At 64.5% G+C, this 13,862-nt stretch carries 12 protein-coding genes; 5 read left to right on the forward strand and 7 right to left on the reverse strand.

All coding sequences use genetic code 11. The annotated features are described in order from the left end of the window. The first annotated feature begins 123 nt into the window (after window positions 1-123). Window positions 124-546: a hypothetical protein gene (locus tag V8V93_RS08335; RefSeq protein WP_338669898.1), complete on the forward strand. Its 423-nt coding sequence runs from the start codon at window positions 124-126 to the stop codon at window positions 544-546. A gap of 9 nt (window positions 547-555) precedes the next feature. On the opposite strand, the gene V8V93_RS08340 is transcribed toward V8V93_RS08335, so the two are convergent. From V8V93_RS08340 to V8V93_RS08355, 4 genes are all read right to left on the reverse strand, one after another. Beyond that, window positions 556-1,152, reverse strand: a complete 597-nt coding sequence (locus tag V8V93_RS08340) for a hypothetical protein (protein ID WP_338670174.1) — start codon at window positions 1,150-1,152, stop codon at window positions 556-558. A 178-nt stretch (window positions 1,153-1,330) separates the two neighbouring features. Continuing rightward, the gene (locus tag V8V93_RS08345; RefSeq protein ID WP_338669899.1) at window positions 1,331-3,388 is read right to left on the reverse strand and encodes a ribonucleoside triphosphate reductase; all 2,058 of its coding nucleotides are present in this window, start codon (window positions 3,386-3,388) and stop codon (window positions 1,331-1,333) included. Beyond that, on the reverse strand, window positions 3,336-4,019 hold the full coding sequence (locus tag V8V93_RS08350; protein WP_338669900.1) for an anaerobic ribonucleoside-triphosphate reductase activating protein: 684 nt from the start codon (window positions 4,017-4,019) through the stop codon (window positions 3,336-3,338). Before V8V93_RS08350 ends, V8V93_RS08345 begins: the two co-directional genes overlap by 53 nt. A gap of 626 nt (window positions 4,020-4,645) precedes the next feature. Beyond that, on the reverse strand, window positions 4,646-5,872 hold the full coding sequence (locus tag V8V93_RS08355; protein ID WP_338669901.1) for a mechanosensitive ion channel family protein: 1,227 nt from the start codon (window positions 5,870-5,872) through the stop codon (window positions 4,646-4,648). Between the two features lie 159 nt (window positions 5,873-6,031). On the opposite strand from V8V93_RS08355, the gene V8V93_RS08360 reads away from it, so the two are divergent. Then, window positions 6,032-7,225 (forward strand): metallophosphoesterase, encoded by a 1,194-nt coding sequence (locus tag V8V93_RS08360; protein WP_338669902.1) that lies wholly within the window; start codon window positions 6,032-6,034, stop codon window positions 7,223-7,225. Between the two features lie 129 nt (window positions 7,226-7,354). On the opposite strand, the gene V8V93_RS08365 is transcribed toward V8V93_RS08360, so the two are convergent. Further along, window positions 7,355-8,704, reverse strand: coding sequence for an APC family permease (locus V8V93_RS08365; RefSeq protein ID WP_338669903.1), 1,350 nt, complete (start codon window positions 8,702-8,704; stop codon window positions 7,355-7,357). Between the two features lie 239 nt (window positions 8,705-8,943). Between V8V93_RS08365 and V8V93_RS08370 the strand changes: the two genes are divergently transcribed. From V8V93_RS08370 to V8V93_RS08380, 3 genes are read left to right on the forward strand one after another with little or no spacing between them, the layout of a single operon-like run. Further along, window positions 8,944-9,657, forward strand: coding sequence for a FadR/GntR family transcriptional regulator (locus V8V93_RS08370; protein WP_338669904.1), 714 nt, complete (start codon window positions 8,944-8,946; stop codon window positions 9,655-9,657). A gap of 2 nt (window positions 9,658-9,659) precedes the next feature. Further along, entirely contained in the window at window positions 9,660-10,676 is a 1,017-nt protein-coding gene (locus tag V8V93_RS08375) for an alpha-hydroxy-acid oxidizing protein (protein WP_338669905.1), read from the forward strand. 13 nt (window positions 10,677-10,689) lie between these two features. Further along, window positions 10,690-11,490, forward strand: coding sequence for a sulfite exporter TauE/SafE family protein (locus V8V93_RS08380; protein WP_338669906.1), 801 nt, complete (start codon window positions 10,690-10,692; stop codon window positions 11,488-11,490). A 316-nt stretch (window positions 11,491-11,806) separates the two neighbouring features. Here V8V93_RS08380 and V8V93_RS08385 read toward each other — a convergent pair whose 3' ends face one another. Further along, a complete protein-coding gene (locus V8V93_RS08385) occupies window positions 11,807-12,130 on the reverse strand; it encodes a hypothetical protein (RefSeq protein ID WP_338669907.1) in 324 nt (107 codons plus the stop codon). A gap of 35 nt (window positions 12,131-12,165) precedes the next feature. Next, window positions 12,166-13,854 carry a glycosyltransferase family 2 protein gene (locus V8V93_RS08390; protein ID WP_338669908.1) on the reverse strand — a complete coding sequence of 563 codons (1,689 nt, stop codon included), beginning with the start codon at window positions 13,852-13,854 and terminating at the stop codon, window positions 12,166-12,168. Between the last annotated feature and the right edge of the window lie 8 nt (window positions 13,855-13,862).

Here is a 13,862-nt window from a genome sequence, read left to right on the forward strand (position 1 = left end):
GTAGCCGGTTGCCTCAATGTATTGTTACTCCGGCCATCAGGGAATGGCAAGTAAAGCCGCAGTGGGGGAGCGTGATTTTTCGGCCCCTTGCGCCGGGCCGGGCGCGGATGTATCGTGTGCAATATGGTCTATTTGTCCGGTTCCACTCCCAGACGATCACCCGCACGGCGGCTGGCCCGAATCCTCATCGGGCTCGCGGCGGTCTCGCTCATCGTCTGGGGGCTGGCCTCCATCCCGTACGACATCCTGCGGGCCGAGCGGTCCCGGCTGTTCGGCGAGGAGGTCACCTCCGGCCTGGTGCTCAAGCTGCGCACGGACCAGGACCCCGACCATCCCCACGCCAAGGTGGTCATCGAGTACACCTACGTCGACCCGGACGGGTACGCGCGGCGCGCTGAGGCCCGCCTGCCGGACAGCCTGTGGCGGCAGTACCGGCCCGGCACGGTCATTAAGGTCCTGCTCGTCAGGGGGCGCCCGGATATCGCGCGTATCCCGGACGAAGTCGAACCCGCCTTCCAGGTCTGGCTCAGAAATCTGATGAATTGAGCGGCCGGATCAGCCGCCGTATTGTTTGGGAAACTTCTCGCCCATGAGGTATTCCATGGCCTCGCGGTCCACGGTGCCCGAGGCGATCAGGAATTCCAGCCCCGCGACCATGGGATGGTAGGTGATCCCGTGCGGCAAATCGTCCGCCGGACCGTACAGATACCGCTCGGCGGGCACGGCCTCGTCCACCTCGACGAGCCCTTCACCGGCCAGGATCGAAGGCAGCACGTGGTCCAGGATGACCCCGTCGGGCAGGGTGGTCCACAGGTGATAGGTGCCCAGCGCGTCCTCGCCCGATTCGTTTTCGACCATCTTGCGGAAGTGCGCGGGCGTGACCGGGAAACGCATCTCGCCGTCCACGGCCACGTTGCCCATGGTCAGCACGCCGCCCGGAATGTGGAATTTCTTGGCCAGCATGTGGAACATGCCGAAGTTCACGTTCAACCCCTGCACCGCCCGCTGGCGGAACGGAATGTGCCCGGTCTCCTCGATGGCGTTCAACACGGTCTGGTCCAGCGCCACCGCCGTCCCGTTAACCGCAACATCCCCCAAACCCAGCTTTTTGGTCCGCGATACCGCGCCCTTGAATTCCTTGAGATACGTCATACGCAAGCCCTCTATCACCTCGCCCGGTACCGGGCAAGCGGGGAAATGGGCATGCCTCCCCCTTCCCCCGGCCGCCGGAGGCGTCTTTCAAAATGCGTAATGCCCGCTGCGGGGGGCAGCGGGCATTACATTCCACTATCCTCAAGCCCCTTTCCTCAAAGGGGCTGTCGGAACTCGATTAGTTGCACAGGCAGTCGCTGAAGACCACGCGGTCGGTGTATTCCGCCTGTTTGCCCTTGTTCCACCGGGACACGGGGCGGTAGTAGCCCACGATGCGGGTGTAGACCTCGGCCTCCTGGCCGCAGGTGGGGCACTCGAAGTGTTCGCCCAGGATATAGCCGTGCTCCTTGCAGATGGAGAAGGTGGGCGTGATGGAGATATACGGGATCTTGGTCTTGGAGAAGGCCTTGAGGATGAAGTTCTTGAGCGACTTCGGATCGGTCACGGCCTCGCCCAGGAAGGTGTGGAACACGGTCCCGCCGGTGTACAGCGGCTGGAGCTGGTTCTGGTGTTCCAGGGCGTAGAGCACGTCCTCGGAGATGCCCACGGGCAACTGCGTGGAGTTGGTGTAGTAGGGGGTGCCGTTGCCCTGGGTCTTGATGTCGGCGTAGAGCGACTTGTCGATCTTGGCCAGCCGGTAGCTGGTGCCTTCGGCGGGCGTGGCTTCGAGGTTGTAGAGATTGCCGGTCTCCTCCTGGAAGCGGGCGGTGACGCGGCGCAGGTGGTTGAGGGTGCGGCGCATGAGGCGCACGCCGCCCTCGGTCTGGATGCCCTTGCCGATGAGGTTCAGGCAGGCCTCGTGGCCGCCGAGCAGGCCGATGGTCGAGAAGTGGCCCTTGTAGCCGTTCTTGAGGTAGCGGCGGGACCAGGGGAACATGCCCGCTTCGAGGTTGTTGTTGATGATCTTGCGCTTGTATTCCAGGGAGTCTTTGGCCAGCTCGGCGTATTCCTCGACCAGATCGAGGAAGTCGTCCTCGCTTTGTGCCAGGTAGGCGAGCTTGGGCAGGTTCAGGGTGACCACGCCGATGGAGCCGGTCAGGTCGCCCGCGCCGAACAGCCCGCCGGTCTTGTTGCGCAGTTCGCGCAGGTCCATCTGGAGGCGGCAGCACATGGAGCGCACGTCCTCGGGGTTCAAGTCCGAACTGATGAAGTTCTGGAAGTAGGGCACGCCGTACTTGGCGGTCAGCTTCATGAGCTTTTCGCCGATCTCGGATTCCCAGGGGAAGTCCTCGGTGACGTTGTAGGTCGGAATGGGGAAGGAGAAGATGCGGTCGGAGTGGTCGCCCCCGAGCATGACCTCGATATAGGCCTCGTTGATCATGTCCATCTCTTCCTGGAAGTCGCCGTAGGTCAGTTCATCGTCGTACTTGCCGCCGATGATGGCGGGCTCCTTGGCGATGTGCTTGGGGGCCACCAGGTCGAAGGACAGGTTGGTGAACGGCGACTGGCCGCCCCAGCGCGAGGTTGTGTTCAGGTTGAAGACGAACTTCTGCATGCACTGGAGCACCTGGTCGTAGGACAGGCCGTCCTCGCGGACGAACGGGGCCAGGTAGGTGTCCACGTTGTTGAACGCCTGGGCTCCGGCCCATTCGTTCTGCAGGGTGCCCAGGAAGTTGTTCATCTGGCCGAGCGCGGTGTCGAAGTGCCTGGCCGGACCGGCCGAGGCGCGGCCTTCGAGGTTGAACCCCTCCAGGAGCAGGTCGCGCAGGGACCAGCCCGCGCAGTATCCGGCCAGACCGAAGGAAAGATCGTGGATATGGAAATAGCCGTGCTCGTGGGCCAGGCGGATTTCCTCGGGGTACTTCTCCAGTGCGTAGCGGGCCTGGACCGTGCCGGACAGGTGCAGCATGAGCCCCTGGAAGGAGTGGGTCATGTTGGCGTTTTCGTTGACGCGCCAGTCGGCCTGGTCGAGATAGGTGTCGATGACGTCCTTGATGTCCAGGTAGGCCTCTTTCTGGGAGCGGAGTTGACGGCGCTTCTCGCGGTACAGGATGTACTTCTTGGCGATGTCGTACTGCCGGCCTTCCATGAGCACCTGCTCGACCATGTTCTGGACGTGCTCCTGCTCGGGGATGTCCATGCCGTCGAGCTTTTTCTCGACCTTGCGGGCCAGCCGCTTGGCGAGGAGCGGGTCCTTGATCCCGCTGGCGCTGAGCGCCTTGAAAATGGCCTGTGCGATGCGATCAGTCGACCAGGTTTCCAGCCGGCCGTCTCTCTTCATGATTTGGCTTGGCATGCTCCGGCATCCTCCTTGGGGGCACGTATTTCTGGATTGTCAGTTCGTGGTTCGGGGGCAGATAGCTCTGGGCGACGGCGATGTCGGCCTTGGTGATGCCGGGCACCTGCGTGATGCGGAAATAGAAGGCGCCGGGCCGGGCTTTGGCCATCTCGAAAATGCGCGCCATGTTCGCGCGGGCCGCTATCTCGGACACTGCGTTGCCGGTCAGGGACGGGTACTTGGCGTACGGGCCCTTGACGTCCACGGCAAAGGTATCCACGAGTTTTTCCTCAAGGAGTTCGGCGACCACTTCCGGGCGCATGCCGTTGCTGTCCATCTTCACGGGCAGCCCGGCCTTCCTGATCTCGAAGGCCAGTTCGCCCACGCCGGGCACCGTGGTGGGCTCGCCGCCGGAGATGGTCACCCCGTCCAGCCAGCCGGCACGGTCGCGCAGGTAGGCCTTGACGCGCTGCGGGTCGATGACGGGCAGGGAGTGCATGTCCCAGGCGAGCTGGAAGTTGTGGCAGGTGGGACAGCGCAGGTTGCAGCCGCCCAGGAAGATGATGCAGGAGGTCCTTCCGGGCCAATCGCACAGGCTCAAATTTTCAAACCCGCGGACATAGTTCCAGGCCCCTTTCGGCTCGTTCATCTCGGCTCCTCAAGAAATGGCGCACCGCAGCGGGCGGTTGCACATGGCGTAAGTGATAGTGATGTCCGGGGATGCTGTTACCGTCACCGCTCCCGGAGCGTACGCGTACGCTTTTTTGGATGAAAAAAGGCGTGAGCGCGTGAGGGCAACCCTACCTCAGCACCAAAATTTTGTACAGGGGGGATTGCGAAACCATTTGGCTAGATAAGTGAATTTTGGCGGTTATGCAGTGTTACTCACGATTAGAGAGAATGTAGAAAAGTTTTCCACTGTTGTTAAACGATGAACACGCCAAAATAGTTACCTTTTTTCTAGAGTAAGTTTAGAAAAAAGTTTTTTCGATTTCAGAGGGATTGGTTTTCGACAGACGGGGAATGTGACGGGCGGGAAAAGATCGGCCCTGAGGCGCTGAAAAGTGCTTACCACAAGGGTTGCCGGTTGGGAACAGAAAAGAGGTTGTATTCCACAGGAAAAAGAACACCCGATTCGGGAGTTTTTCCTGGCTTCCGGCAAAGCCCCGCCTGCCGGGGGCCAGCGCCTGTCAACGCGATTGTAGCCCGTTCCGGGATGGAATTCCGGCACGGGATTTGCCGCCGGCCGCGCCGCTCTCCGCCGGCCCGCGTCCGTCACTCCGCGCCGCGCGTGTCCACCAGGGCGTTGCGCTGGTAGGCGCGCAGGCCGAACTCGGGCAGGGCGGCCAGGAGGTGGTCCATGATGTCGGACTTGATGTCCTCGTGCAGGGCCCAGGCGGTCTCGCTGGTGAAGCAGTATATCTCGAGCGGCAGGCCGTCGTCGGCATGGGGCTGGAGCTGGCGCACGAGCAGGGTCATGTCCTGGCGGATCTTGGGGTGGGAGCGCAGGTATTCGAGGGCGTAGTGTCGGAACAGCCCGATGTTGGTCATGCGGCGGCCGTTGAGCGGCGAGGAGGGGTCCGCCCCGCTGGCCGTGTTGGATGCGTCGATCTCCTTTTGGCGCATCTCCATGAATGGGGCGAGATGCTGAACCTTCGCGAGCCGGGCCTTGAGTTCGGGGTCCGCGAACCGGATGGACGACTGGTCGATCATGATAGCCCGCTTTATCCTCCGCCCGCCGCTTTGGGTCATGCTCTCCCAGTTCTTGAACGGGGTGTCCAGGAACTTGAAGGTCGGGATGGCCGTGACGGTCATGTCCCAGTTCTGGACCTTGACCGTGTTCAGGGCGATGTCCACGACCGTGCCGTCCGCGTTCATGGCCGGCATCTCGATCCAGTCTCCGGCGTGGAGCAGGTCGTTGGCCGACATCTGGATGCCCGCAACCAGGGAGAGGATGGTGTCGCGGAAGACCAGCATGAGCACCGCGGTCATGGCGCCGATGCCCGAGAGCAGCCCCCACGGCGATTCGCCGAGCAGGATGGACACCACCGAGATGGCCCCGAGCATGTAGATGAACAGCTTGATCAACTGCACGTAGCCCTTGATGGGACGGCGGTTGGAGACCTCGAAGGTCCGGTACAGGCGCGACAGGGCGTCCAGGAGTCTGGCCAGGATCAGGACCACGGCCACGGCCAGGTAGGCGAAGATCAGATGGTCGAGGACCCCCTTGAGCCCGGAGAAGAATTCCATGCCCCAGAAGAAGACCAGGGCCGGGGCCAGGAGCGCGGCCCTGGAGAAAAATCCGGATTCGAGCAGGATGTCGTCGAAGCCGCTGCGGGTCCGGTGGGCGAAGGCGCGGGCCCCGCGCACGAGCAGGATGCGGGCCAGGAGAAAGGCGAGCAGCCCGGCCACGAGCAGGATGCCGGTCTTGGCCGCGAGGTCCAGGAACGGGTCCTGATGGATGAGCGTGATCGGGAGGTTGAAGGACAGGTCGAGATTCACGTCGGGCGGCTCCTTGTGCGCTTGGTCTGCACCGTGTCTAGCAGATTCGTCCGAACTTGAGAACCTCGGTGCACATCTCGGACCGCCTTATGCACCGGTTTGACAACCTGCGCAATGTCCTCCATGCTTTTCAGGAAAAAATCCCGAAGGAAATCATACATGGGTTACTGGTTCATCATCGTCATGACCGTCTCCACCCTCCTGGTCCTGTACCTGGGGTGGCGGCTGATCAATCCGCTGCATGTCGGGCTCAAGCGCAAGATCACCCTCTGGTTCCTGCTGGCCCTGCTCCTGTTCGGGCATCGGCTGACCTGGGTCCTGCATCGGACCGAGCGCCTCCAGTTGCTGGCCTGCGACACCATCGACTGGGTCGGCTTCACCTTTCTCGGATTCATCTCCATCCTGGTGGTCTTCATGCTGGCCCGGGACATCCCCAGTCTGTTCGGGCGCGTGGCCTCGGGTGTGAAGCGGCTGTTCACCCGGCGCAGCAAGCTCCCTTACTTTATCGGCCCGGACCGGGAGCGCCGCCGTTTTCTGCTCAACGCCTCCAACGGCGTGATCATGGCGGCGGTCCTGCCCATGGCCGGATTCGGGGTCTACAACGCCCGGCGCAAACCGTCCGTGCTGAAGAACGACCTGCGCCTGCCCGGGCTGCCCGCCGGGCTGGACGGCTTCACCATCGCCCAGATCTCCGACACCCACATCGGCCCGACCATCCGGGGCGACTGGGCGCGCAAGGTGGTGGCCGAGGTCAACGCGCTGTCCCCGGACCTCATCGTGCACACCGGCGACATGGTGGACGGGGCCGTGGACGGGCTCAAGGCGGACGTCCAGCCCTTCGGCGAGCTGCATGCCCCGCACGGGGTCTGGTTCTGCACCGGCAACCACGAGTATTATTCCGGGGTCTTCGAGTGGCTGGCCGAGGCTCGGCGCCTGGGCATCCGGCCCCTGGTCAACGAGCACGCGCTCATCGACACGGGCAAGGGCAGGATTCTGCTGGGCGGGGTCACGGACCTGCGCATGGGCCATACCGTGCCGGGCCAGGCCTCTTCGCCGGCCAAGGCCATGTCGGGCGCGCCGGAACACGACGTGTCCGTGCTCCTGGCCCACGAGCCGGACTCCGTGTACGCGGCCGCCGAGGCGGGCTTCGACGTCCAGTTGTCGGGCCACACCCACGGCGGGCAGTACTTTCCGTACAATTACGCCATCCATCTCTTCCAGACGTATGTGAGCGGTCCGTACCTGCACGAGGACACGCATCTCTACGTGAACATGGGCACCGGCTACTGGGGCCCGCCCATGCGCATCGGCACCCGTCCCGAGATCACCCTGCACACCCTGCGCCGCGCCTAGCGCCGGTGGCGAGGTGGATTCCCCCGCCAGCCTCTGCGAAGCGGCCGTTACCACCTGATCAATTTGCCCCAAAAAGAGCCGACGCACGCAAACGGCGCGCGTCGGCTCCTTTTTCTTGTCGTGGCCCGACTAGGCCTGCACGCGGCGGCGGTTCTGCGGCCTCTTGCCGTGCATGAGCCAGACGCCCGCCACCAGGATGAGCAGGGACAGGACCAGGAAGTGCAGGAACATGTCCTTCTGGATGGCCCCCCAGATGATGTACAGGGAGCCGGCCCCGGCCAGGCAGGGGCAGGCGTAGCGGCTGAAGCCGCCGAGGTCGGTGAAGGTCTTCATGACCCAGACGTAGAGGGAGATGTAGATGACGTACAGGAAGGCGATGGGCAGTTCGGAGATGTCCATGAAGCTGCCCCACCAGCCCGCGAAGTTGCCGTACCAGACCAGGAGCCAGAAGCAGGACAGGAGGTAGCCGATGACGGCCGAATGGGTGGTGCAGTTGTTCACCGGGTTGACCCGGCTGAACAGGTCCGGCCTCGGGCCCATGCCGCGCGAGGCGATGGAGAACATGCCGCGCGCCGAGCCCATGATCAGGCCATTGAGGGTGCCCAGGCAGGAGATGATCACGAAGACCGTGAGCAGGGTGCCGCCGAGCCGCCCGAAGATGATGGAGATGACCCGCACCGGGGCGGCGTCGCCTTGGGCCAGGACCTGCTCGTTGGTCAGGACCCCGGAGATGCCCAGGTAGTAGAGCATGTAGATGCAGACCACGCTGATGGTCCCGACCACCAGGGCGCGGGGCAGGGTCCTCTTGGCGTCCTTGAGTTCGGCGTTGATGACCGTGGCGATGATCCAGCCTTCGTAGGCGAAGGCCGTGGACAGGGTGGCCAGGGCCAGGCCACCGCCCCCGTGGGACACGGTCCTGGCCGCGACCGTGAAGTTCTCCACGGTCATGCCGTTGGTCAGCCCGACGATGGTTCCGACCACGGCGACCAGGCCCAATGGAATGAGTTTGACCACGGTGGAGGTCACCTGCCATCGCCCGGCCAGGACCGGCGAGAAGTAGTTGAGCAGGAAGAAGGCCGTCAGGTAGCCCCAGGCAAACGGCCATAGGGCGCTTTCGGCCCCGATGAGCCCCTGGGTGTAGTTGGCCGAGACCCAGGCCAGCACGGCCACCAGGGTGGGGTAGTAGATGAAGGTCATGAACCAGGCCACCAGGTATCCGGCCGTCTTGCCGTAGGCCTGTTCGAAGTAGTCGACCACGCCGTTGACCTTTTGGATCCGGGTGGCGATTTTGGAGAAGACGTAGGCCGTGACGACCATGATCACGCCGCCGATGAGCCAGGCGAACAGGGCCGTGGGCAGGCTGCCCGCTGAGGCCTCAAGCACGTTGTCCGCCTTGAAGAATACGCCTGAGCCGATGACGATGCCCACGACCATGGCGGTCGCGGTCCAGAATCCGTACTTTTTTTGTAGATTGTTCATGATGATATAGGGTCGCCCTGTACGGGCCGTATGTGGGGTTTCGGGAACGGTCCGTCCTTCCCGTGTACCGCACCTCCTGCGGCGACGGACCACGGACCCCTTACCGCCCGGGGGGCGTTACGTCCAGCCCTTTCCCCTGCTTTTCGACCGGGCGGCGCTTCCCTTTGCCTTTGGGGCTTGACTCGTTGGTCAACATATCTTAAATCTGATTGGTCCAACCAATTCGCATGGGGCAGAGAATGGAAGCGAGACCTGTCAGCAGAAAATGCATATCCGACGAGATCGTCACCCAGATCCGGGAGATGATCGACCACGGGCGGTTGCAGCCCGGAGACCGGCTGCCCGCCGAGCGCAAGCTGGCCGAGCAGTTCGGCGTGTCCCGCACCACGGTGCGCGAAGGGATCAAGATATTGTCCGAGTCCGGGCTGCTGACCAGCCGCCAGGGCGCGGGCACCTTTGTCAGCCACCCGGACGACGGGGCCAGGGGCGGGTCGCTCATCGAGGCGGTCCTGGCCGGGAACCACGCCCTTCAGGACGTGTTCGAGGTGCGCAAGATGCTCGAGCCGGAGATCGCGGCCTTGGCCGCGCGCAACGGTTCGCCGGATGCCAAGACCCGGCTTGAGGCCATTCTTATGGAGCAGGAACAGGCCATCGCAGGCGGCGAGAGCGGGGCGGGCATCGACAACCGCTTCCATCAGGCCCTGGCCGAGGCCTCCGGCAACCCGGTGTTGCGCGAGATGGTCACGGCCCTGCACGAGGGATTCTCCCGCAGCCGGGCCGAGGAAGTCCAGTCCCCCCAGCGCCAGAAGGCCTCGCTGGCCGCCCACCGGGCCATTGTCGAGGCGGTCAGAAACGGCCACGCCATGCAGGCCGAACGGGCCATGCGGGAACATCTCGATGAAGTTGAAAGAATCATCTTTGATAATCAAAGAGGAGCATACTCAAGGAGATAGCGATGAAGGAAATCAAAGACAAAGCACGGGAACTGATGAAAGGCTTCTGCCGGGTCTGCAAGGTCTGCGACGGCAAGGCCTGCGCGGGCGAGGTGCCGGGCATGGGCGGCCTGGGCACGGGCACGTCCTTCAAGGCCAACGTGGAGGCCCTGGAGGGTTTTCGCCTGAACATGCGCCTGCTGCACGACGCGGCTGAGCCGGACACCTCCACCTCGCTGCTCGGCATCGACATGTCCATGCCGGTCATGGCCGCGCCCATCGGCGGCGTGTCCTTCAACATGGGCGGCGGCGTGTCCGAGGAGGACTACATCGACGCTGTGGTCGGCGGCTGCAAGGCGGCCGGGGTCATCGGCTGCACCGGCGACGGTGTGCCGCCCTTCATCCACGAGGCCGGGTTCGCGGCTATCGAGAAGAACGACGGGCGCGGCATCCCCTTCATCAAGCCCTGGGAGGGCGACGAACTCGCCGAGAAGCTCGAAAAGGCGCGCAAGACCGGCTGCACCGAGTTCGGCATGGACGTGGACGCCGCCGGGCTGATCACCCTGCGACAGATGGGCCGCCCCGTGGCGCCCAAGCCCGTGGCCGAGCTCAAGAAGATCATCGACCTGGTCCACGGCTGGGACGCCAAGTTCATCCTCAAGGGGATCATGACCCCGGACGAGGCCGAGCTGGCCGTCGAGGCCGGCGCGGACGCCATTATCGTCTCCAACCACGGCGGGCGCGTGCTCGACCACACCCCCGGCACGGCCGAGGCCCTGCCCGACGTGGCCGAGAAGGTCCACGGCCGGATCACCATCCTGGTGGACGGCGGCATCCGCACCGGCGCGGACGTGCTCAAGATGCTGGCGCTCGGCGCGGACGGCGTACTCATCGGCCGCCCGGTGTCCGTGGCCGCCGTGGGCGGCCTGCAGGAAGGGGTCGAGAAGTACCTCGCGACCATCAAGGCCCAGCTCTCCGGAGCCATGGTCCTGACCGGCTGCAAGGACATCGCCTCCATCGACACCAACGTCCTTTTCTAAGGAGCGCCGAACCTTGATCACCACGTATATCCTGTACATCTGCCTGGGGGCGGTGGCCGGCGTCCTGGCCGGGTTGCTCGGCATCGGCGGGGGGCTGGTCATCGTGCCCATGCTCAACTTCGCCTTCGAGTGGCAGCACTTCCCGGTGGAGCATATTCAGCACATCGCGCTGGGCACGTCCATGGCCACCATCATATTCACCTCGCTGTCGTCCATGCGCGCCCACCACAAGCGCGGGGCCATCAACTACACCGCCTTCTGGCGGCTGGCCCCCGGCATCATCATCGGCACCTACCTGGGGTCCTGGATCGCCTCGCTGCTGTCCACCATGTTCCTGAAGATATTCTTCGGCCTGTTCCTGTACTACGTGGCCACGCAGATGCTTCTGAACATCAAGCCCAAGGCCGCCCACGAGCTGCCGGGCCAGGCCGGGACCTTTGCCGCTGGCAGCGGCATCGGCGTGTTCTCGGCCCTGGTCGGCATCGGCGGCGGCACCCTGACCGTGCCGTTCCTGTCCTGGTGCAACCTGACCATGCACGCGGCCATCGCCACGGCCGCGGCCGTGGGGCTGCCCATCGCCCTGGCGGGCACTACCGGGTACATCGTCAACGGCTGGTCCGTGGCCGGCATCCCCGGTCCGCACATCGGCTACGTTTACATCCCGGCCCTGCTCGGCATCATCGTGACCAGCACCCTGACCGCGCCGTTCGGGGCCAAGCTGGCCCACAGCCTGCCCGTGACCAAGCTCAAGCGCATCTTTGCCATCCTCCTCTATCTTGTAGGAACGCGCATGCTCTGGAACGCGTTTATGTAAGGGAATAATACGGCGGGCGGCTTGCGATAGCGGGCCGCCTGCACATTTTTAGCCGGGGGCTTTCATCCTCACGTAGGCCCACTACGCTGCGGTGAAAGCCCCCGGCGAAAAATGCACATTCGACCCACTCTCCCAAGCCTATTCCGGGCGCGGGGGAAGAGCCGCTGTCGGGCGGCGCTGCCGCCCGATTCGCTCCATAGAAAGTACGATGCCCCCTTGGTGGGGTTTTCTGCCCGGCTCGATGAGAGACGCAAAAAAAGGGACTGCGAACGCAGTCCCTTTTTTTTGTGTCGACAGAGAGGTAAAATTCGACTTCTTACAAGCCATTCTCTCTTTGGTGGGCGTCCAGGACGTTGTCCACGCGGACGAGCTTTTCCTCGATCTTGCCGGGCTTGATGGTGTAGCGGGTCACGGTCCATTCGAGCTGGTCGATGAACTCCACGTGGCCGTAGCCGTTTTCGGGCAGCAGGTCGCGGATGGCCTCGATGAAGTCGTCGATCAGGATGTAGTGGCCCTCGTGGTCCACGCGCAGGACGTCGCCGTCGTAGGCCACCTGCTCGAAGGGGCAGAGGCCCTTGATCTTGTCGAACATTTCCTGATTGACGCGGTGAAAGTCACCGTAGACGCGGACATCTTCCATGGTTTTCTCCCTTTGCGGAACGTGATGGGCGTGAATTAGGCTTTCAAGCCCAGGCGGTCAACCAGGAAGCGGGACTTTTGTTCGAGGTCGTGCCACAGCAGGGCGCGGTTCTCCCGGCCCAGGCGGATGAGCTCCTCGTCCGAGTACTTGGTGTCCAGCTTGAGCTTGTTGCCCATGACCTGGCCGATCTGTCGGGCGGTCTTGGATTTGGCCAGGGACGAGTGTTGCACGTGACGCACGGCCAGACCGCCCACGTACAGGGCGGGCGTGCCGTCGAGGCCCGCGCGCAGGTCACGGTCCAGGTCGTCGAACTGGGACGGGGTGTAGCGCAGGTCGAAGGGGCCGGTGCGCTCAATCGAGCGCAGGTTGACCAGGTGGCAGCAGCCCGACACGGACAGGCAGGCCCGGGTGTAGGTGAACATGCCGGTGTCGGTGGTCCCGGCGCAGTTGTCGTAGACCGGCACCCGGCTGGGCAGGGCGCCCGGCTCGGGCTCGCGCGGGGGCACGGGAAAGATGTTGTAGTCCGCGGACTGCATGCCGTAGGGCGGGACGGCGGCGGTGATCCGGCAGCCCACGGAGCCGATGTCGTCGCGGCCGCGCACCGGGCCGAGCAGACGCAGGAGCCAGTCGCCCGGCAGAAAGATGTCGTCGTCCAGGAAAGCGGCCCAGCGGGCCTCGCGCACCCCGGGCAACGACAGCAGCCAGTTGCGCGCGGCGGGCGCGCCCACGTTGATCGGCAGGGTCTCGATGCGGAAGCGGTCTGCGCCGAACCGCTGGGCGGCGCGGGCCAGGACGCGGTCCGTGTGGTCCGTGGACCCGTTGTTCAGGGCGAACACGCGGGCCCGGCCGATGTCGCTCGCCAGCACGGATTCCAGGGTCTCGGCCAGGAGGTCCGCCTTGTTCCAGGAGTAGACCAGCACGGCCGCCTCGGCGCAGTCCTCCGGTTTGGCCACGGGCGTGGGACGGAAGAGGTCGTGCAGCTTCAGGGTCAGGTTGACGTGCCAGGGGATGGCCTGCCACAGCCCGGCCAGGGCCCCCTTGGCCTCGCCGACGCGGCCCATGCGCAGCAGGGTCTCGCCGCCAGCATACGCACGCCACAGTCCCCAGACCGCCGGGTCGAGTCCCTCGATGACCGGCAGGGCCTCCTCGGGCGGCAGGCAGTGGAAGGCCCGGTCCGCCTCGAACCGCGCCTTGAGCGGCAGGCCGGCCTCGGGCCATTCGATCATGTCCAGGGCTGCCTTGGCGATCTCCGGCCTGCCCAGGTGGATGAGATCCTGCCAAATGAAGTGCAGCCAGCCCAGGCCCGTTTGCGGGTTGCCCAGGACCACGGCCAGGAAGCGCAGGATCAGCCCCCGGTCGTCCTGCCGGGCCAGTTCGTACCAGGTGTCCGCGGACTCGCCCTCTTCGGGGCGTTTCATGTCGGCGGCCAGGGCCATGAGCCGGGCCAGGGCGCGGTCCGCCTTGAGCCCGAGGTTGACCGCCTTGACCGCCCAGCGGGCCAGCTCCGGGTGGAGCGGATGGGCCTGCATGGACCACAGGGCCATGCCCACGGCCGCGTTCCGGCAGCCGGGGTTTTCCTCGCTCAGGAGGAACAGGCCGGGCAGCAGCCCGGCCAGGGCTTCGGGCAGCCCCATGCCCAACTGCCAGCCGGAAAAATGGCGTGCAAAGGCGGGCTCGATGGGTGCGCAGGGCGGCAGGGTGCGGGGGAAGGCGAAACGGTTCATAATGCTTG

Source organism: Pseudodesulfovibrio sp. 5S69, assembly GCF_037094465.1.
In the GTDB taxonomy this organism is placed as follows: domain Bacteria; phylum Desulfobacterota; class Desulfovibrionia; order Desulfovibrionales; family Desulfovibrionaceae; genus Pseudodesulfovibrio; species Pseudodesulfovibrio methanolicus.

Bases quoted from the DNA above. Each gene is read 5' to 3' on its own strand.
- V8V93_RS08335 (WP_338669898.1), top strand. From the start codon at position 124: ATGGTCTATTTGTCCGGTTCCACTCCCAGACGATCACCCGCACGGCGG.
- V8V93_RS08350 (WP_338669900.1), bottom strand. From the start codon at position 4,019: ATGAACGAGCCGAAAGGGGCCTGGAACTATGTCCGCGGGTTTGAAAAT.
- V8V93_RS08360 (WP_338669902.1), top strand. From the start codon at position 6,032: ATGGGTTACTGGTTCATCATCGTCATGACCGTCTCCACCCTCCTGGTC.
- V8V93_RS08345 (WP_338669899.1), bottom strand. From the start codon at position 3,388: ATGCCAAGCCAAATCATGAAGAGAGACGGCCGGCTGGAAACCTGGTCG.
- V8V93_RS08390 (WP_338669908.1), bottom strand. From the start codon at position 13,854: ATGAACCGTTTCGCCTTCCCCCGCACCCTGCCGCCCTGCGCACCCATC.
- V8V93_RS08340 (WP_338670174.1), bottom strand. From the start codon at position 1,152: ATGACGTATCTCAAGGAATTCAAGGGCGCGGTATCGCGGACCAAAAAG.
- V8V93_RS08370 (WP_338669904.1), top strand. From the start codon at position 8,944: ATGGAAGCGAGACCTGTCAGCAGAAAATGCATATCCGACGAGATCGTC.
- V8V93_RS08375 (WP_338669905.1), top strand. From the start codon at position 9,660: ATGAAGGAAATCAAAGACAAAGCACGGGAACTGATGAAAGGCTTCTGC.
- V8V93_RS08365 (WP_338669903.1), bottom strand. From the start codon at position 8,704: ATGAACAATCTACAAAAAAAGTACGGATTCTGGACCGCGACCGCCATG.
- V8V93_RS08385 (WP_338669907.1), bottom strand. From the start codon at position 12,130: ATGGAAGATGTCCGCGTCTACGGTGACTTTCACCGCGTCAATCAGGAA.